10 protein-coding genes are annotated in these 19,913 nt (G+C 63.3%); 6 read left to right on the top strand and 4 right to left on the bottom strand.

The window, feature by feature from the left end; translation table 11 throughout:
• Position 1: 1 nt before the first annotated feature.
• Positions 2-1,993: a sialate O-acetylesterase gene (locus IG178_RS05275; RefSeq protein ID WP_193211481.1), complete on the bottom strand. Its 1,992-nt coding sequence runs from the start codon at positions 1,991-1,993 to the stop codon at positions 2-4.
• A gap of 410 nt (positions 1,994-2,403) precedes the next feature.
• Between IG178_RS05275 and IG178_RS05270 the strand changes: the two genes are divergently transcribed.
• From IG178_RS05270 to IG178_RS05260, 3 genes are all read left to right on the top strand, one after another.
• Positions 2,404-7,716, top strand: coding sequence for a cadherin domain-containing protein (locus tag IG178_RS05270; RefSeq protein ID WP_193211480.1), 5,313 nt, complete (start codon positions 2,404-2,406; stop codon positions 7,714-7,716).
• Positions 7,713-8,540, top strand: a complete 828-nt coding sequence (locus IG178_RS05265) for a hypothetical protein (protein WP_193211479.1) — start codon at positions 7,713-7,715, stop codon at positions 8,538-8,540. Before IG178_RS05270 ends, IG178_RS05265 begins: the two co-directional genes overlap by 4 nt.
• 127 nt (positions 8,541-8,667) lie before the next feature.
• Complete coding sequence (locus IG178_RS05260; RefSeq protein ID WP_193211478.1) at positions 8,668-8,898, top strand: hypothetical protein; 231 nt, start codon at positions 8,668-8,670, stop codon at positions 8,896-8,898.
• Positions 8,899-8,919: 21 nt separating this feature from the next.
• Here the strand turns inward: IG178_RS05260 and IG178_RS05255 are convergent, their stop codons facing one another.
• From IG178_RS05255 to IG178_RS05245, 3 genes are all read right to left on the bottom strand, one after another.
• Complete coding sequence (locus tag IG178_RS05255) at positions 8,920-9,633, bottom strand: hypothetical protein (RefSeq protein ID WP_193211477.1); 714 nt, start codon at positions 9,631-9,633, stop codon at positions 8,920-8,922.
• Positions 9,634-9,644: 11 nt separating this feature from the next.
• Positions 9,645-13,037, bottom strand: coding sequence for a hypothetical protein (locus tag IG178_RS05250; protein ID WP_193211476.1), 3,393 nt, complete (start codon positions 13,035-13,037; stop codon positions 9,645-9,647).
• A 350-nt stretch (positions 13,038-13,387) separates the two neighbouring features.
• Positions 13,388-14,725 (bottom strand): tetratricopeptide repeat protein, encoded by a 1,338-nt coding sequence (locus tag IG178_RS05245; protein WP_193211475.1) that lies wholly within the window; start codon positions 14,723-14,725, stop codon positions 13,388-13,390.
• 101 nt (positions 14,726-14,826) lie between these two features.
• On the opposite strand from IG178_RS05245, the gene IG178_RS05240 reads away from it, so the two are divergent.
• The 3 genes from IG178_RS05240 (at position 14,827) to IG178_RS05230 (ending at position 19,907) form a co-directional block, all read left to right on the top strand.
• A complete protein-coding gene (locus IG178_RS05240; protein WP_193211474.1) occupies positions 14,827-15,765 on the top strand; it encodes a bifunctional riboflavin kinase/FAD synthetase in 939 nt (312 codons plus the stop codon).
• Between the two features lie 62 nt (positions 15,766-15,827).
• On the top strand, positions 15,828-18,308 hold the full coding sequence (locus IG178_RS05235) for an Amuc_1098 family type IV pilus outer membrane protein (protein WP_193211473.1): 2,481 nt from the start codon (positions 15,828-15,830) through the stop codon (positions 18,306-18,308).
• 54 nt (positions 18,309-18,362) lie between these two features.
• Positions 18,363-19,907, top strand: coding sequence for a hypothetical protein (locus IG178_RS05230; protein ID WP_193211472.1), 1,545 nt, complete (start codon positions 18,363-18,365; stop codon positions 19,905-19,907).
• Positions 19,908-19,913 lie beyond the last annotated feature (6 nt).

The following is a 19,913-nucleotide window of genomic DNA, read 5'->3' as shown; positions in this document are numbered from 1 at the left end:
TTCAGTCGGCCGGGCCGTAGACCTCGAGTTCGCTGAGGAAGGCGTGGTTCTCGTTGTACTGGTCCTGCTTTTCGTGGTGATCGGGGAAGGTGGCGCGGACAAATCGCGCCGGGCGCTGGTCGAAGCGGATTTCGGTGGAGGAGCGGGTCTTGCCGGCGAACTCGTGTTTGCCGATTTCCTGGAATTCCTTGCCGTCGCCGCTGATGGAAATGGTCACGGTTTTGGTCGCCCCGAAACCGGGAACTCCGAAGCGCACGGCCCGGACGTCGCGGGCGCGGCCGAGGTCAATCGTGACGTGCTTCGGGAAGCCGTTGGCGAATCCCGTGGCGAAACAGGTTCCCGCGGCGTCGTTCCAGCTGCCGTCGGTTAGGCCGGTGTTCCAGCCGGCGGTGTTGGGATCGCTCGACGTGAATGGCCGCTGGAAGGCGACGTTGCGGCCGAGTTCGGGGTCGTCCGGCCAGTGGCTGTGGAAGGCTGCTGCTGGGAGTCCTTCCCGGTTCATCAGGTTCGGCTGCGCGGTCTGGTGCCAGGCGAAGCGGACCATGGTGGGGGACTTCACTTCTTCGCTCCGGACGACCACCACCGGCTCGTTGCCGACGATTTCCGCGGTGGCGGGCTTGAAACTCCAATCCGGGCCCGCCACTTCGAAATCGGAGGGCGGCTTGCCATCGCGGGTCGCGAGGCCGGTGGGAGTGTGGCCGAAGCGGACGCGGATGGAGTCGCCTGCAACCTCGAATTTTTCGAACAGCGGCCCGGACTTGACGATGTCCGGTTTGCCATAGGTGTCGGCGAGGGCCCAGAGCGAGAGGCGGCGGCCGACTTCCGATTTGTTGCGCGGGTGGATGTCGCCGGGGTTCCCGATGTCGAGGGTGACGGCCATGCCCGTGCGGGGGATTTTCAAAGCCCGCTCCTGCGCCGTCCACAGCGCCTGCAAGGCGCCTTCACGGTTGCCCCCGTAATTGTAGGGGGCCAGCTGGACATAGAGGAAGGGCGCCTCGGGGCTCGCGAACTTCTCCCGCCAGCCCTGGATCAGCGCCTGCATTTTCAGGGTGTAGAGCATGCCCTCACCGACATTGGACTCGCCCTGGTACCAGATGAATCCGCGGAGTCCGTAGGGAACGAGCGGATGGATCATCGCCTGATAGGTGCCGATGGCCTGGTTGTGGCCGACCGGCAGGACGGGGGGCGCGGCGGGTTGTCCGGGGATCGGACGATGGTCATGGAGCGCGCGTTCCGCAGCATCGACCCAGGCCCGGGTTGCACCGAGGTGGCGCTGCATGATCTGATTGAACTCGTCGCTGCCGGGAGTCCGCTTCTGGCGGAACTCGCGCATTTCCTGCAGGTCCGGGATGTCCTTGAAGCCTTCGTCGGCGAGCCACGGTTCGATCCGTGAACCACCCCAAGAGCTGTGGATCATGCCGACGGGAATCCCGAGTTCCTCGGTCAGGCGGCGACCGAAGAAGTAAGCGACCGCAGAAAATCCTGGAGCAGTTTCAGGTGTCGCCTGCTGCCACTGCCCTTCGAAATCGTCGAGACGGTAAGGCGAGAGCCGCTTCGGCACGGTCAGCAGCCGCAGCAGGGGAACGGGAGCGGATTTGGCGATTTCCTGGTCTTCCGCGCGGGACGCGCCGATGTTCCATTCCATGTTCGACTGGCCGCTGGCGAGCCAGACTTCACCGACCAGGACGTCGTGGATCTCAAGCTTGTTGCCGCCTTCTTCCGAGGCTTCGAGGGTCCTGCCCTCCGCGCTCGCAGGCATGGGGTCGAGGTCGACCCTCCAGGTCCCGTCACCGCCGGTTTCGGCGGATTTCTCCTGGCCGCCGAATTTCACGACCACCTTCTTGCCCGGCTCGGCATGGCCCCAAACGGGGACGGCCCGGTCCCTCTGCAGCACCGCCCCATTGGTGAATACATGGGGCAGCCGGACTTCCGCGCGGGCAGGTGCCAGGACGGCAAGAAGGGCGAGAATCAGGGGTCGTCTCGGAAACGTCATGCGGCGCCGATTACGACGGGAGGCCGGGGGTTCTACCAGCCCGGATTCTCGGTGATGGGGGAGACGGAGGGATGACGATCCTAGTCTGCTAGAGTCCGTGACCGGGTAACCGACTGAGCTGGAGCTTCAACGGCAAGTTTGCTTCTTGCACGATGGTCGCGGATCCGGCATGTTAGCCAACGCGGTTTCCCCCGTGTTCCCCCCACTGCATGAAGCGCAACCCGGCGATTCTGGCCACGCTTGTCGTGGCCGCATTGACGGAGCTGTTCCATTCAACCCACGGTTCCGGCTCCAAATCAGCGATCCCCCCCCCGGAGATTCCGGCCGGGAGCGTCGTCCGGGACGTGCAGCGTGCAGGTCCGGACCAACGGCTTGCCGGAAGAGTTCCAGATCGCCGAAAGGCGAGGCCGGTGGCCTTGCCAGCCAATTTCCTCGACACCTCGGTGAGGGGCGGCATCTGGTCGGTGCAGCTACCGGATGGCCGTGCGACCAAGGGCGAAGTGACGGCCATGGATCATGACGCGGATGGTATCGTCCGGGTTGAAGGGAGGCTGATCGAACCCGAAGCCGGACGATTCTTTTTCCAGCGCCAAACGGTGGAAGGCGTGGCAGGGCACCTGGTTGGGAATATCGTTCCCGATCGCGGCGAGTGGGGTTGGAAGGTGGCTCCAGTCGGTCCAGGCGGATCGCCGGCTCTGGTGGAGGAACATCGGGATGGGATCCTCTGCGTGGGGTACCTGACGGAGGCGCCGGAGGTTTCATTGACCGAGCAAGCGCCGCAAACGCATCCGTCGGACATTCCGATTCCGTCCTATCAATCGGTCCTGCCCTTGCAGAGCCTGCCGGGCGCGGTGGGAGTGATCTATTTGGATTTCGACGGGGAGGAGGGGCCGTTCGCGGGCTGGGGGGACTTCGATGCGGAGGCAGCCGGGTCCACGAATAGCCAGATCCAGCAGGTCTGGCAGATGGTGGCGGAAGACTTCCAAGGGTTCGACCTGAACGTGACCACCGACCGCAGGGTGTTCGACAATGCCGCCGAGGGTCGCCGCCAACACGTCGTGGTGACACCGACAACCACGGCGGCACCGGGCAGCGGGGGCGTCTCCTACATCGGCTCCTACAACTGGTCGGGTGACACCGTCTGCTGGGCATTCTATTCCGCGGGCAAAGCCGCCGCCGAGGTGATCTCCCACGAGGTGGGCCACGCGCTCGGGCTGAGCCACGACGGGCGTGAAGTGGACGGGGTGACGGAGACCTACTACGAGGGCCATGGTGGCACCGGTCCGACCGGGTGGGCCCCCATCATGGGCGTGGGCTACTCGCGGAACCTGACCCAGTGGTCCCAAGGAGAATACAGTGGTGCCAACCAGGCGCAGGATGACCTCGAGATCATTGCGTCCACGAACAACGATCTCACCTACCGGCTCGACGACGCCGGGGCAACGACGGCGACCGCCCGCTACCTCGAGGTGTTCGACGACGGGGCGGTCACCGGGGAAGGGATCATCGAGACGACGGGAGACATGGATGCCTTCCGCTTCTCGACGACAGGGGGCGAGGTGCATTTCCAAATCGATCCCGCGGAATCCGGCCCGAACCTCGATATTCTGGCCGAGCTGGTGGAGGCCGGAAGCGGCGAAGTACTGGAAGCGTCGAACCCTGACCTTGAGCTGTCGGCCGCCTTGAGCTCCATCGTGCCGGCCGGTGATTACTTGCTACGAGTGCGTGGCACTGGACGAGGAGACCCCTTGGTCGATGGCTACACGGACTACGCCTCGCTGGGAACCTATTTGATCAGCGGGAATGTGTCGGGTGGCGTCGCGGCGCAGCGGTTGTCGGTTGTGGAGAATGCGGACGCGGGTGCATCGGTGGGCTTCGTGGCTGCGCGTCTTGAACACGGCGAGTCGATCTTGTCATGGAGCATCGCGTCAGGGAACGAAGGGGCGAAGTTCGTTCTTGATCCCTTGACCGGCGAGATCCGGGTGGCGGATCCGGCTAAGATTGACTTTGAGCCGCTTTCCACTCGTTGGGACGAGCCTGCGGTGATCGAACTGCTCGTGGACATTCTGGACGTCGCTGAACCGGCGTTGAACGAGCAGATCCGGGTGGTGATCTCGGTGGAGGACATCAACGAAGCTCCGACGGTCACCGATGCCTCGCTCGTCATGTTGGAGCGGACGATCGTCGGCAAGCCGTTGCTGAAGGTCGAGGCGGTTGATGAGGATCATTTCGACTTTCCCGAGTTCAGGATCATCGCCGGCGACCCGGAGCAATGGTTCGCGATCGATGCTGGCACCGGTGAACTGAGTGTGGCGGCGGAGATCGAGGTGAGTGGGACGACGACCTTGCCGCTGACGATCGAGGTTGCCGACCAGGGAACACCCCGGGGTCTCGCCTACCTGACCGTGACCATGACGTTGGTGGACATTGCCGAGGGACTCCGGCCGGGACAGGTGGTGCGGACCTATTTCGAGGGGATCGCCGGCAGCACGGTGGCGGATCTGACCGGGGCGGTCACGTGGCCCGACCATCCGGACAGCGAGGAATTCCTGGATGATTTCGATGGCGACGGGCACGGCGACGAATTTGGCAGCACCATCCGCGGCTACTTGATTCCCCCGGCGACCGGAACCTATCGCTTCTGGATTTCTTCGGACGACGCCAGCGAGTTGCTATTGAGCAGCTCTGCCGATCCCGCTGCGGTGACGACGATGGCCACGGTCAGCAGTTGGTCGAAGCGCTATTCCTGGCCGAACTTCGGTTCCCAGCGCTCCGCCTACGTGACGCTGACGGCGGGGGTTCCCTACTACATCGAAGCCCGGCACAAGGAAGGCGACGGTGGTGACCATCTTGCGGTGGCTTGGTACGGGCCGGGCTTTTCAAAGCAGTTGCTCAAGGGGCTCTACGTGGCTCCATACCGGCAGAACTACGCGCCGGCAGTGGTGGAGGAGAGCTTCGACGTCGCCGAGGAAGCGTTTCCGGGCCATCCGGTGGGTTTCGTCCGGGTCGCCGATGTAAATCTGGACGATGGACACGGCGACTTCGTCATCACGGGCGGAAATGATTCCGGTCTCTTTGAGATCGATCCGGAAAGCGGTGAACTGAGTGTGGCACCAGGCGCCTGGTTGAGTCATGCCGAACAAGCGGCCCATCAATTGACCATCGCGGTTTCCGACGACGGTTCTCCCGAGCTGTCGGGCTCGGGGACGGTGACCGTGAATGTCCTGCCCGCGGGGTGGTTTGCGAATCCCGGCATCTATCAGCAGGTATGGCAGGGAATCTCCTTGGGGACCGTGGCGTCGCTGACGGGGAACCCTCGCTATCCCTACCATCCCGACGAAACCCGAATCCTAACGTCTTTCGATACGGGAGAGAACTCGGGCGATAACTATGGCTCGCGGGTGCGCGCCTTGCTGATTCCTCCGGTCAGCGGCACCTACCGGTTCCACCTCTCGTCCGACGACAGCTCGATTCTCTTGTTGGGCAGCAGTTCGGCGGCCGGGTCGGCGACCGAGGTCGCGAGGATCCAGGGCTGGAGCGGATACGACGAATGGACCAAGCTCGCCTCCCAGACCTCGGAGCCGGTGAATCTAACAGCCGGTCAAAAGTACTACATCGAGGCCGTGCACAAGGAAGGTGCCGGCGACGACCATCTGAGGGTGGGCTGGAGCGGCCCCGGGATCGATGGCATCCAAGTGGTGCCGGGAAGTGCATTGCAGCCCTACGATCTCAACACGGCCCCTGTTTTCGCCTCGCAGGGAGGGGGATTCACCCTCGGCGAGGAAGCGCCCGACGGATCCTCGGTGGGTTGGATGTCGGCGCTCGATCCCGAGGGTGAGTCCTTGGTCTATACCATCACCGAGGAGCTGAGCGAGGGGGTGTTCGCGATCGATCCAGCGACGGGTCAGATCACGGTGGCCGACGCGTCGAGGATGGAGCCGGGGGATCACTATTTGACCGTGGCCGCGCAGGACATGGGGCTGGGGGGGCTCTATCCGCTCAAGACGACGTCACGGTCGGTGGTCATCACCGTGGAAAGTTCGAACCTGCCGCCGGCATTCTATTCCGAGTCCATCGAACTGGGCGGTCTCGAGGATCAACCGGTCAGCTACATGCTCAGCGCCCACGACCCGGATGCGGGAGATGTCCTGATCTACGAGAAGATTAGTGGGCCGTCCTGGCTCGTGGTTGAAGAAGACGGGCAGCTGGACGGGGTGCCGTCGAACGGCGACGTCGGATCCAATCAGTTCACGATCCGGGTCACGGATTACGGCGGGCTTTTCGACGAGGTGATTCTCACGATCGAGGTCGTGAACGTCAATGATCCCCCGGTCTTCGTGGACGCTTATTTGTCGTTGCCAGACGCGTCCGAAGACCAGCTCTACCTAACATCGTTGGAGGGTCTTGGCGTGGATATCGACCCGCAGGATGCGATCAGCTACTCGAAAGTTGCGGGTCCGGATTGGCTCTTGGTGTCGGCGGATGGGTCACTGCTCGGAACACCTGGAAACGACTTCGTGGGAACGAACTCGCTCATTGTTCGAGCCACGGACAACGCCGGTGCCTATGGCGAGGCAATGGCGGTGATCGAGGTGATCAACGTCAACGATCCTCCGGCTTTCTTGAGTCCCGGTATTTCCGCCGTCGCGGCGAACGAGGGGCAGGCGTACTTCGCGAGCATCGCCTCCCTGGCTTATGATCCCGATGCGGGAGACACGCTCGCGTTTCGGAAGACGTCCGGCCCGGCCTGGCTGCAAGTATCGGAGGACGGAACTCTCTCGGGGACTCCGGCAGGCGGGGACGCTGGATGGAATTACTTCGGTGTCGACGTCAGGGATCCGAGCGGATCGATCGCCGGAGCGACGCTTGGCATCGAGGTGATGCCTGCATATTCACCTCCTTCGTTTCAGTTCGATCCCGTCGTCCGGGAGGGCGGGCGTGAGCTGGTCGGCTACACCGGAGCCTCCCTCTCCGGAAGTGCCATCGATCCGGATGCCGGACAGGCACTGGTCTACGCCAAGATCGCCGGCCCCGGGTGGCTGGCGGTCGCTGAAGACGGCAGCTTGTCAGGGACGCCTCCCGCCGGAAGTGCCGGCCTCAATGTCTTCACCGTCAGGGCAAGCGATCCCGGAGGTTTGTTCGACGAGGCGCAGCTCCTGATCGAGGTTGCCTCGGAAGGCCTGCCCTTGCCGTGGCAATCGGTTGGCATCGGGATCGAGGGTGGCGTCGATCAATCGGATGGCCTGATGGAGGTGACTGGGTCGGGGAATCTGTCGGGACGAATGGATCGCTTTCAGTACGTTTGGCAGCCGATGGCGACCGACGGGAGCATCACCGCGCGCGTCGAGTCGATGGGTGACAATGCGGACCCGGGCGCATTGGCGGGAGTGATGATCCGCGACACGCTCGCCGGGAATTCCCGTCACGTGTTCCTCGGCGCGGCAGGCGACGGAAGCTGCCGGTGGGTGAGGCGGACCGGCTACAATGGAAACACTTCGACCAGCAGCAGCGGGAGCGCGTTGCTTCCGGATGCGTGGGTGCGCCTGGTCCGCACGGGAAGCCGGATCACCGCATTCAAGAGTTCCGACGGATTGACCTGGATCCAGATCGGAAGCCTGACCGCAGAGTTGCCCGCCACCTGTTATTTTGGCCTCGGGGTTTGTTCGGGAAGCCTGAGCGAAACGATCACGGCAGATTTCAGCCACATCACCTTGTCGCCGTGAGTCGTCTCCGTCATTTCCCTCTGCTCACTTTCCTGTGTTTCGTGGCATGCGATGCGCGCAGGGATGGAGGAGTAGCCGCGAACCGCCCGGAAGTCCGCAAGACACATCGATCGGCGGAACCACGTCGTATGGAATCACCGGCTGATTTCAGGAGTGCGCTGCGGGTCGACCTTGATCGCGCTGTTCAGGATGATGATCGCGAGACAAGGGAGCGCTCGCTGGAGGCAGTGGCCTGGAATGCGCTCGATATTGACCTTGCTCTTGCCGGCGAGGCCTTTGCCGAGCTGGGTCCGGGAGGAACCGCGGCGAAACGGTTGGCGGGTCATCACGCCATGCGGTTGGCGGAGGAGGATCCTGCCGCGGCCCTCGAGTGGGTCCATGCATTGGAATCCCCCGATGAGCAATGCGAGGCGATCAGCATGGTCGCCATGGTGATCGCCGCCCGGGATCGGCAGCGGGCACTGTCGGTTCTCGATGCCGTGCCGGAGTGCGAGGCCAAGGATCGGGCGACGGTTCAATTGTCTCGGTGCTTGGCGGAGCAACACCCGGTGGCGGCGGCCGCATGGATCACCACCTTGCGGCCGGGCGCGACCCGGATGGCAGCCATCAAGGAAGTGTTTCCCGGATGGCTGGATTCAGATCCACCTGGCATGGCCGCATGGATGACGGCGGCGTGCGACGAGGTCCGGATCGAAGCCGTTTTCGTCCTGTCACGCTCCCTTGCTGAACTGGATCCGGTGTCGCTCGACTCGAAACTGCTTCGGCTGGAAAACGAGGAAATACGACGACAGATTGAAAACCTGCTGGCGCAATGGCCGAGGTGAGGGCAGGGTGATCGCTGTGAGCGTGGACACTTATCTCTGCCCCGGATGCGACAAAGAAGTTCGCGTCGGCTCGCGGAGATGTCCCCATTGCAATCCTCCCGCGAAAGGGCTCAAGCGCCGTCGCAGGGTGAAGGCACGCCCGAAGCACGGGTGGGAACAGGATTCCAAGCTAGACGCCCTGGGGCTCCCGGATGAGGACTTCGACTATGATGAATTCATCGCCCGGGAGTTCGGGGGAAAGCCTCATCGTCGCACGGGCGTGAAATGGTACTGGTGGGCGACGGCGGTGATCCTGCTCGGATTAATCATCCTCGCAGGCTTCTCGCTGTTTGGCTGGGGACACAACGCGTGGCGCTGAAGCGTCGAGCCCGAGTGCGGGTCAATCCTTGGCTTCCGCGGTCACCTGCTCGGCTGCGACCACAAGACGGTTCTCGGGGACGATCTTGAAATCGACGACCCCCGTCCTGGCATCGGTGCCGGGTACGATGAACACGAGCTTCCGGACGTTGGGGTCATGTTCCCAGACCGCGGAGTAAAGAATGTCCTTGGGCTTCTCAGGAGCGGCAACTTGTACGCCGACATTCCGGGTTTTGCCTTGCTGGACGATGTCGACGGGCTTCCAGGTCTTGGGAAGCTTCTTCACGATCTTCTCGTGCAATATCAGCAGTTCCCTGCCGGTCGCATTCAAGACGCGGACGCTTCCCCACGCGAAGTTCGCGGTGTCGTCCTCGATGACAAAGGGACGGACCCCCGTGGGGTGCTTGGGATCCGGAATGATCAGGACGAGCGGCGACTTGAAGCCCGAACCCAGCTTGATGTCGACCGACACCTGTTTGCCGTCGGCGCTGGTTTTGTCGAGGGCGACCAGCTTGGGAACGGAATCCTCGCCTCCCACCTGGAACGCCTTTGAGCGCTGGCCGGGATGGAGGTCCTGAAGCTCGACCACATCCTTGCCTCCCTGGAATCCAAGCTGTCGTCCCGCGACAGTATCGTCCCAAGGCAAGAAGCGGATGCTGCCGGCGAGCAGCGTTCCCTGGAGAGTGAAGGCGCCCGCAACGATGGCGGCGAGAGTGGAGCGACTGAAAAAAGACACGGTCGGTGAAATTACAGGGTGTTCTGGATCTCGGAGCGAGGAATGTGGCGGAACGAAACGATCTCGTAGCGGCGTCCGAAGGTCTGGTTCACCTCCTTGGTCGCGTCGAGGAGCGTATCGGCTGGATCCGTCGCATCAAGGAATTCAGGCGTGCGCTGCACCACGGCTTCGCACCAGGCGCGGGCGATCACCTTGCCATTCGAATCCTTCGCTTCGCCGTAACCGCGGATGGTGAAGGTGTCCGATCGCGGCGTGATCACCGGCGCGAGCGACTGCAGGACATCGGCTTGGGTCAGGTAGCCCGGGATGCCGACCCCGGTGTCCGGGTTGATGTGACCGCGGGCTTCGGCCGGATAATAGTTCGTCGAGAACTGCGCCTGCTGGGCGCTGTCATTGAAGTTGGCCTGGTCGATGGCGGTTTGGATGGCACCGCTCCGGCCGAGGTCGCTGTTTTCAACCCGGCGGTTGACGAATTCCGCAAGGGAGAGGAAGGGGCCGCGCAGCTTGACCTGCTCGACGATGCCCTCGGCCAGGGTGCGGATCTGGCCCTCGGAAAGTGCCCGGAAGCCGTCCCAGTTGTCGCCATTTTCACCGGAAGGATGGCGGAAGCGCGGGAATGCGGTGAGAGCGTCGGAAGGAGCCTGGCCGCGTTCGACCTCGAAGTCCTGGCCGCGCATGCCGGAGAGAACCGCGACCCAGGCTTCGACATCGGTGGAGTTGATGTTGAAAGCGCCGTCCACCATCAGATGGGATGCGATCTTGGTGCAGCCGGCAGGGTCGAGAAGTTCCTCCACGAGCTCGTCGTCGCTGAGGCCGCCCTTGCGCAGGCGCATCCGTGGATTGGCGAGCGGCTGGTTCAGGGGGTCCTTGACGAAGTTGTTCAGGATCTGCTCGGTCGAACGGGTCACGCTGGCAATGTCGTTTTGCCAGGCATTCGACGGGGAACCGCTGGTTCCCGGGCTCAAGCGCGGGGCGGCGCCGCTGAAGAAGAAGCTGTCCCACAGCGCCTCGTTGGAGAGGTAGGAGACGTCGTAGATCGGAACCCCGGCAGAGATCTTCGAGCGGTCGAGGTTGCTGGCACGGTTCCGGCCCAGATAGGGCGAAGCCCAACTGTTGGCGAACTGGTTCGAAGGCGAGAAGGTGGACGTTGCCAGGTCCGCGCTTTGGAACGCGGCCAGGGAAAGCATCGGCTCACGCGGGATTTCGAAGAAGGGCAGTTGCGACTCACCCGACGACGATTGGGACGGTCCCCAGAACGAGCGACGGCCGTCACTGGTGGTCTGGATCGCGCCGTCGAATGAAGAAACCGCGCGCAAGGTCGACTGGTAATGAGGCGCGACCGGGAAGCTGCCGGCGGAAAGCAGGTGGTTGATCGACGCGTGCCGCGGGTTGGTGGTGTAAACTAGGTCCGCGATCGCTTGCCCCGTCAGGCCTTGCTTGGCAACCCGATGATAGGTTTCAAGGACTCCGAAGGGCTGGGTGATGGTCTTGAGCGCGTCGTAGCTGCGGAGCGGGGAGGAGACCCGGGTCACCGCGGAGCTGAAGTTCAGGACCTGCACCGCGGAGACCGCCTCACCTCGCGTCGCATCGGAGGGATTCTTGATCCGGGCCGAGTCTTCGAGGGAAACGAAGTAGTGGTAAGAATTGTTGAGCGCGTTGACGGCGGTGCTGACCGATTCGCCGCGCTTCACGGTGTAATCGAAGCCCGTGCCATTGATGCCGCCGCGCATCGGCACGGCCAGTCCACCGCGGGTGTTCATCTGGGATGCATCGTCCACCGGGCGCATCGGGACAGTGCGCTGGAGATTGGAGCCGTGGCGGATGAATTCCACCGGTGTCGGCGAGGTGGGCACGAAGACACGGACTTCGCCCGGTTCGAAGCGGATCGGGGCGGTGGTGCTGCCGCCGCCACCGGCCGTGATGGCGCAGAAGAAGTAGGGATCCACCGAACGACCGTGGCTTTGGCTCTCGAACTGTCTGCCCATGATCTGGGACATGCTGACGCCGTAGTTCTTGGTGCCGGAGGTGGTGCGGATTTGCCAGTCGATGGTGAATGGAACGTCGATCCACGGGAAGGCAACGGCACCCTCAATTTCGAGGGCCGTGTTGTATGGGTTCCACAGCGAGATGATCGGGGTGATCACCAGCCTCACTTGGCTGTCGCTGCCGAGCGATGCGCTCAAAAGGTAAACCATGCGGTTGAGGACCGGCCGGACGGACAGCTGGGAGTTTCTTCCCTGAGGCGGATCGGAGGGGGCATAATAGGTTCCACCCGGTGCGCGGTCGATTTTGACTGCAACATGGTCGGGGCCGCGTTCGGCGACGGTTGGCGTGCCGCTGCCACCGTAGAGGTGATGGGGAATGCGGTAGAAGGACCGCAAATGATCGAAGGTTGGAACTCCCCCGGCGTAAAAGCGGTCGGCGACCGACGCCGGCGCGAAGTTGGTGGTGTTGGAGATGATCGCGTTGGTCGTCAACGGCCGGAAGATCGACAGCTCACCCTTGTAGGTGGAGGCCGACGAGAATGGAGCGCGGCTGTTGGGCGAGCGGAAGGGGTTTTCAGTGTCGCCCCAGGTGTCCTTGGCGAAGTCCGAGTCGCTCATCTCGAAGCCGAGATTGAGATCGACCTTGAGGCCGCCGCGGACCACGTCGGAGAGGACGCCCTGCGAATGAACGGTGTAGCTTGCGCCCGTGGAGGGAGCGCTCTTTGGATCAGAGATCAAATCCGAATCCAAACTGACCTGGTTGAACGAAAGCACCCGGTTGGCGCGACGGTTCCAGTCCGAGTCGGGATCCTGCAGGACTTTCGACGCAGCCAAGGACGGGCGGGCCTGGGCTTGAAGCACCGAGTTGCCGGTCGGGTCGCGATCGTCGGGTCCGGCGACGTTGACCTTGGCCTTCGTGTTTTCCTGGGACACCACCCAGGCGAAACCTCCGGTGTCGGTGGCCACCGACGGGGCGCTGAGATCGAAGCCATCGCGGTCCTCTGTGAACAGGGAAACCCAGTCGCCGCCGGATCCTGAATCTGCCCAGGCCCGGTCGGTCAGTTCGGTGGGATTCGGCGATGAGGCGAGCCAGGAGCGGAAGCTGGTTTCCTTCTGCGAGTCGTAGTTCGGCGCCGAAAGGTTGGGCCGGGAAATGAAGTTCGGAGTCCACGAGTCCCAGACGCCGACCAGGTGCGGTTGGCCGGTGCTGCCGGTGATCGAGGCGTCGGCGGTGATTCGGCGGTCGTCGCCGCTTTGTTTTTGCAGTTCCCCGATGGCGAGAACGATGGCGAGGCGGGCATTGGCGATTGCCTGGGCATTGGCGTCGCCGGCGGAGGAAGTGCGGAGCGAGATGGCACTCAGCGAGAGAAGCCCGACACCGATCACGGTGAGCAGGACCATCAGGCTAAGTGTGATCACGAGGGCAAATCCTCGATCTTTCGGGTTTTTGCGAGTGCTTGGGTTCATCGGACGCAACTGGAACGGGTTTGGCTACTTTTCAACGTCGCTACGCTGCTTTGGGTTTAGCGGGAAACGCAGATCGGATGAATATACATGGTTATCACCGGTCATCCAGTGTCCCGAACAAATGTCACGAATCCATCAAACTTAGCGAAATCTACCAAAATCTCGCTGCGACGGGTCGTGGATGTCGCAAATGAGATAAAAAAATGACCGAAATCAGGGCTCTCCGGAGAGAGACCCAATTTCGGTCAAAATTTCACCAAGCGCAATGAAATTTCATGCAACTAAGTGCGCCTGGCGATGGTCTAGGCCGGGTTCGATGCTTTTTGCAATGCGGCGAGTCTTTCGTCGGCGGCACGCAAGGAGGCGAGGATCTTGGTTTGCTTGGCTGCGAGCTCCGGATCGAGGGCGGCGGACGTCGCCCGTTGGGCGGTTTCATTCACCGCGTGGCGCAAGGCCTGACCCGCCGCGGCCTGGAAGTTCGGATCGGCGAACGGTGCTCCGGGCGAAGCTTGAGGATCCATCGACTCGACCAGGAATTCGGCGAAAAAGTGCGGCTGGCAAACCCGATAAACGTGGAGGCCGAGTTGGAAAAGTTCGCAGGCGATCGGTCGCAGGCCTCCGAAGCCCTGGCGCTCCCAGTGGCGTTCGACGGCGAGTCCCTCCTCGACCGTGTCGGTGGCGTCGCCAACCCAATCCTCCTTGAGTCCCGGTCCTTGTTGCTCCTCATCAAGCCAGGCGCAGAGCGAGTGGGCGAGGAGGTGGCGTGCCTGCAGGGCCAGTTCCGCCGGGGCAGGATGCTGCTTTTCGTGCTGTGAAAGAAGGCTGATCACCTGGCGCGCATCGTCGGCGGTCGCGTCGAAATCGTGGACCACCTGCAGGGAGTGCCGGCCACGGTTGAGCAGGGCGCTGCACAGGGTCAGCAACTGGGACGGGTTCTGCGGGGAAGGCAGGAGGGCGATGGCTTCCTCGAACTGGCGACGGGCCTCGTCGTGGTCGCTGGCGACCAGTCCCCGGTTGGCCGTGGCCAATGCAAGGCGCTGCAATGCGGCCGGGTTTTCAGTGTAGGGAAGTCCGCGCAACAGGGAGATGGCCTCATCGTAGCTGAGGCGGGCTTCCTCTTCCCGTTCACCGAGCCGGTGCAGCAGGTCGCCGCGGTTGATGAGGTTGGTGGCAAGCTCCCAGCGGTATCCTTCCTCCTCGTCGAGCGGCAGCTCCTTGCGCAGCGCGATGGACCGGTCGAAATCACCGAGAGCCCCGTTCAGTGATTCCTCGTCACCGCGGGCCATCGTACAAAGGCCGCGATTGTTGAGCGTATTCGCGAGCTCATGCTTGCCGTGAGGGCTGCCGTCGTCGAGGTCCGCGGGGGTAGCAAGGGCGGCGTCATAAAAGGGGGTCGCATGGTCGATCAATCCGTGGTCGCGGTGGAGATTGCCGAGGACCACGCGCGCCAGCGCGAGCGCGGAGCGGCTGGGTGCATCGGGTTTCTCCTGCAGGGCCTCGACAATGGTATCGAGCTCCTTCACGGCGGTGCCGAAGTCCTCCTCGGACATCGGGGTCGGCACGTCGCGCCATTTGACGATCGTGGCGAGTGTTTCGGGGAGTCCGGGGGCTTGGGGTGTGGATGGGAAAACTTCAGCCATGGTTGGTGGGCGGAGCGTCGGCGGGCCGCCGCTGGAAGTCCAGAAAGACGAACGCCGAATTTCGGGGTTCACCTTCCCGGTGCCGCGTTCATGCTCCGGCCGTGCTGCGTTTCACGGCAATTGAAGAACTCGCGCGGGTCGAAGGACCCCATCACCTGGCCCTCGGGGTATTCGATGGCGTGCACCGGGGGCATCAGGAAGTGATCGGGCAGGCGATCGCCGCGCGCGCTCGCGAGGGTGGGACTTGCGGTGTGCTGACCTTTGATCCCTATCCGATCCGGGTCCTCTCTCCCGGGACGGCCCCGCGCCGCTTGTTGGCCTCGCTCGACCACAAGGCGGAGATTCTGGGGCGGATGGGCGTCGACTTCCTGTTGGCGCTGACCTTCGATCTTGAGCGGGCCGCGCAGGACGCGGACGACTTCGTGCAGGAAGTCGTGGCAGTGGGGGTGAAGACGATCGCGGTTGGCGATGACTGGCGCTTTGGCAAGGCGAGGGCGGGGGACGTCGCCTTGCTGGCCCGTTATGCCGGGGACCTCGGGTTCACCTTGAAGGCTTTGCCGCCGGTGATGATGGACGGCGAACGGATCAGCAGCACCCGCATTCGCCAGGCCATCCGGGACGGGAGTCTGGATGCGGCCGCCAGGATGTTGGGTCGTCGCTACACGGTGGAGGGCAAGGTGGTGGAGGGTCGCAAGCTCGGCCGCCAGATCGGCTTCCCGACCGCCAATGTCGAGCGGGGCGAAGAGCAATTTCCGCCGGACGGGGTGTGGGCGGTACGGGTGCGGGAGGGGGCGGGGCGCTGGAACGGCGTCGCCAACCTGGGGGTGAGGCCGACCGTGGATGGGGAGGACCGGGTGCTGGAAGTCCACTTGTTCGACTACAGCGGGGATCTCTATGGCCGGATCCTGGAGGTCGAATTTATCAAACATCTCCGCCACGAACGGAAATTCGAATCGCTGGACGCGCTGAAAGAGCAGATTTCGCACGACGTCGCAGAGGCACTGTATTTACTTCGTGGGCTTGATGGCGAGGATCGCTGAAATTTCCCGGATTTTCGGCTTACGCTCAGCGAAAGCGGTCTCTATACGTCCCGGAAACCCCGATGCCGATCAACGATCGTTTGACCTCCAATTTCGTTTCCCGTGCGCGCTTGCTGGCGCTTGCGCCGGCGACCTGTCTTCTCCTGTCGCAACCTCTCCCCGCCCAGCAGGCTTCGAACCTGGCTCAGGCGGAGTTGCAGCGACGGGCTGCCAATGCCGCCGAGGCACAGGAACTCCTGATCAAGGGTGACGAGGCCTACGAGGCCGGTCGCTGGTCCGATGCCGTCGAGGCCTACACCGGGGCCCGTGAGCTTTTGCCGGATGCACCGGCCACTGCCGCGCAGAGGAAGGCCGCCACCGAACGCCTCGTCCAGGCGACCGTCGAGCGGGCCCGCGAGCAGCGCCGCTTGGGCGACGTGTCCGGGGCGGGGGAAACCATCGACCGTGTCTTGGACGAGTCGGTTGCTCCGGATGATGGCAGCGCGCTGGCGATGCGGGAGCAGCTGGACGATCCGATCCGCACCAACCCGGCCGCGACCTTGGACCACACCAAGGACGTCGAGGAAGTCCGCAACCTGCTTTATCGGGCGGAAGGCTTCAAGGATCTCGGCGAGTATGACCAATCGTTCCGCACCTATGAAGAGGTGCTGAGGGTGGACCCCACCAACAAGGCGGCCCGCCGCGGCATGGAAGTCATCGAGCAGCTGCGTGCCGACTATGCCCGTGCCGCCTACGACGAAGCTCGTGCTTCGATGCTGGCGCAGGTCGACGAGGCTTGGGAGCTCCGGGTGCGGCCCTCGGCCGAGGTGCCAGCGGATCTGGTGGCAGGTGGCTCGATCACCAACAGCAGGATGCTGATTTCGAACAAGATGGATCGGATGATTCTTCCGATCGTTGATTTCGATGAGGTCAATATCCAGGAGGCCCTTGACTTCCTCCGTGCCCAATCGGTGGACCTCGACACTTTCGAGGTCGATCCGGCCCAGCGCGGCGTCAATTTCGTGCTCGATCTCGGCCCCTCGGACTCCGAGCCGCGGCAGCGCACGATGGCCACAAAGATCAACCTCCAGCTGCGGAACGTGCCGCTGAGCCAGGTCCTCGGCTACATCTGCGAAATCACGCGCACCGTCCACGTTGCCCACGAATACGCCGTCACCATCCGGCCCGCGGGCTCGGACTCGAGCGACATGATCACCCGCAGCTACCGGGTGCCGCCCGATTTCCTCACCAGCGGCAGTGCGGGGTCCGGCGATGACGGGGCCAACGACCCGTTCGCCGCGGATGACGGATCGGAAGGTCTTCTTGCGCGGCGCTTGAGCGCCGAGGAAGTTCTCAAGCAGCAGGGGGTCTCTTTCCCTGACGGGGCGACCGCCAATTTCAATGCCGGGAGCAGCACCTTGCGGATTCACAACACTTCAGCCAACCACGCGATGGTCGAACAGATTGTCGAAGCCGCCGCGAGCACGGAGCCCGCGATGGTGCTGGTCGAGGTGAAGATGCTGAAGACGCAGAAGCGTGTCCTGGAGGAACTTGGTTTCGATTGGTTGCTCGGTGGCTACAGCCTCGGAGGCGAAGGACTTACTCCCGGCACGCAGGCACTCACCTTGACCGGCGGGTCTGACAACCCGGGCAACTTGGCAGACATCGCCTTGCCTTCCGGCGAGTTTTTCCGTCGCGCCATCACCACGGGCAACCGCAGTGGCGGGGAAGCGATCGCCAGCGACAGCATTGATGCCCTCTTGCTCGAATACAGCACCGGTTTCGGCGCGAGTACCTCGCGTGCGCCGGGGGTGTTGTGGGCGAATGCCGTGGTCAACAATTCGAACCTGACGATGTTGATGCGGGGCTTGGACCAGAAGACGGGAGTGGATCTCGTGGTCAGCCCGTCGACCGCCACGCGCAGCGGGCAGCAATCGACGATCGAGGTCATCCGCGAGTTCATTTACCCGACCGAATACGAGCCGCCGGAATTGCCGAACACGGTCGGCGGTGGCGGGCTGGTCGATTTGGACACCGGGGAGGTGTTCAACGAGGATCTGGGCCAGACGCCGATCACTCCCGCGACGCCGACCAGCTTTGAAACCCGCGAGGTCGGAGTGATCCTCGATGTTTTGCCTACGGTCAGTGCCGACCGGCACTACATCGACATTGTCCTCAAGCCATCGGTCACCGACTTCGACGGTTTCATCAACTACGGCACGCCCATTCTCGGTGATGCTCCGCAGTCCCTTGGTGGCTTCGCCACCAGCTTCACGGGTGGCAGCCGGGTGGTGTTGACGTCGAACGAGATCCTGATGCCGGTTTTCTCGACGATGCGGACGGAAACCAACCTGACGATCGCGGACGGAGCGACGCTGATCATCGGCGGCATGCTTCAGGAGAAAATCCAGAAGGTGGAGGACAAGACGCCTATTCTCGGGGATCTTCCGCTCATCGGGCGGATGTTCCAGAGCGATGTCTACTCGCCGGTGAAGACCGCGATCGTCTTCTTCGTGACGGTGAAAGTCGTCGATCCGACCGGCCGGCCCTTCCGGGACAATTGACCCCCGCCGCATCATGTGGAGCATGCCCGTGTTCCACCTGATTCCCATCCCGCGATGCCTGCCACCGATCCCGAGCCGGAGAACTATTCCATCGATGAAATGATGGGGCGCCTGCGCTCCCGTGGCGAGGGGCGAAGCGACGGCGAGGCTGAACTCGTGACCCGCGAGGATGGCACCCAGGTTTACCGCATGCGGAAGCGCAAGCGCCGCACCCGGCAGCCGAAGAAGGAGAAGGAGAAGCGGCAGCGCCGTTTGCGGGTGGCCCAGGTGATCGCCGCGGTCGTGATGGTCGCGGGAACTGGCTTGGCTTTCCTCGCGGCGCTCATTTATCTCAATAGCTCGGCCTACCAAGCGTCGGTGGTGGAGAAGATCCGGCAATGGTCTGGGGCGGAACCAGAGCTGACCCAGTTTCGCGCCTCGCCGGTCAGTGCCGGGGCGGGAGCGATGACATTGACTTGGCCCGAGGGATCGGTGCTTGAGTCGCTCAAGCTTCAGGGGGTTCGTGGCAACCTGCACGTCACCAGCTTGTTCGGCGGCACCTGGAAAGGCGCCGAGATGGTCGCGACGAATGGCGGCACGCTGATCCTCCGACGCCCGAGCGGTACGTCGGCCCTTCCGCTGGAGCGTTCCGGCGAGTGTCCGTTCCAGTTCCGCTACCGCAGTCCCCGGTTCCAGTTGCTGATGGGTGGCAGCAAGTCGCCCGACCTGAAGCTCGGCGATAGCGAGGCGTCGCTGACCGTGCTCGATCCGACCGCATCGGTCGCGAACCTGCAGCTTGAGCGCGGCAAAATGGCCCTCGATGGATGGGGGGAATTCCAGTTGATCCTGGCGTCCCTTCAGTTCGAGCAAGGTGGCTTCCGGGTTGGCACCATCCGATTGGCTCCGGAGGGCAGCCCGGAAGGGGAAATTGAAATCTCCAATCCCGGCAAGGTCGTGGTCGACATGAGCGGCGGCAAGACGGAGCTGCCGGTCCGGGTCCAGCACTCCAGCTTGAGTTCGCTGGTTGATCCTGCGTTCGGCATGTGGTTGACCGCTGAGGTGGAGTCTCCCGAGGAAGAAGGGGACGGAACTATCACTCTCGTTTCCGGGAGGAAGTATTCACTGGCGTGCCGGATCCCTTTCAAGGCCACCGCGTCCTCGGAAACCCGGATTATCGGGCTCAAGATGTTCGGAATCCTCGCCGGTGAGCTTGGCGAGGACGCCTATGAGAACCTGCGCTACGACGTCGAGACTTCCGGGGTCATCGTTCGCGACGGGAATACCTCGGGCATCGAAGACCTTCGTCTCGAATCCCGTGGACGCCTCGTCATCACCGGCAAGATTGCTTCCGACCGCCAGGGGGTGATCGACGGGGTCCTCGAAGTGGGGTTGCCCGTGGCCTCCGTCAACAATGCTTCGGGTGCGCTGCGCTCCGTGTTCAAGAACCGCAAGGAGGGCCGCTCGTGGGCGACGATCCGGATATCCGGAACCGCGGACAAGCCGGTGGACGATCTCCAGAAGCAGCTCGATGCCGCGGCGACCCTCGTCACCCCGGCCACCGGCGGCGCGGAGGCAATTGAAGATGCCTTCCGCGAATTGACCACTCCGGAAGAGCGCTGAGCGCGG

The sequence above is a fragment of the Neoluteolibacter marinus genome, from assembly GCF_014904755.1.
GTDB lineage: Bacteria > Verrucomicrobiota > Verrucomicrobiia > Verrucomicrobiales > Akkermansiaceae > Haloferula > Haloferula marina.
The sequence above is the reverse complement of the archived record's forward strand: the minus strand, read 5'-3'. Positions and strand labels throughout refer to the sequence as shown.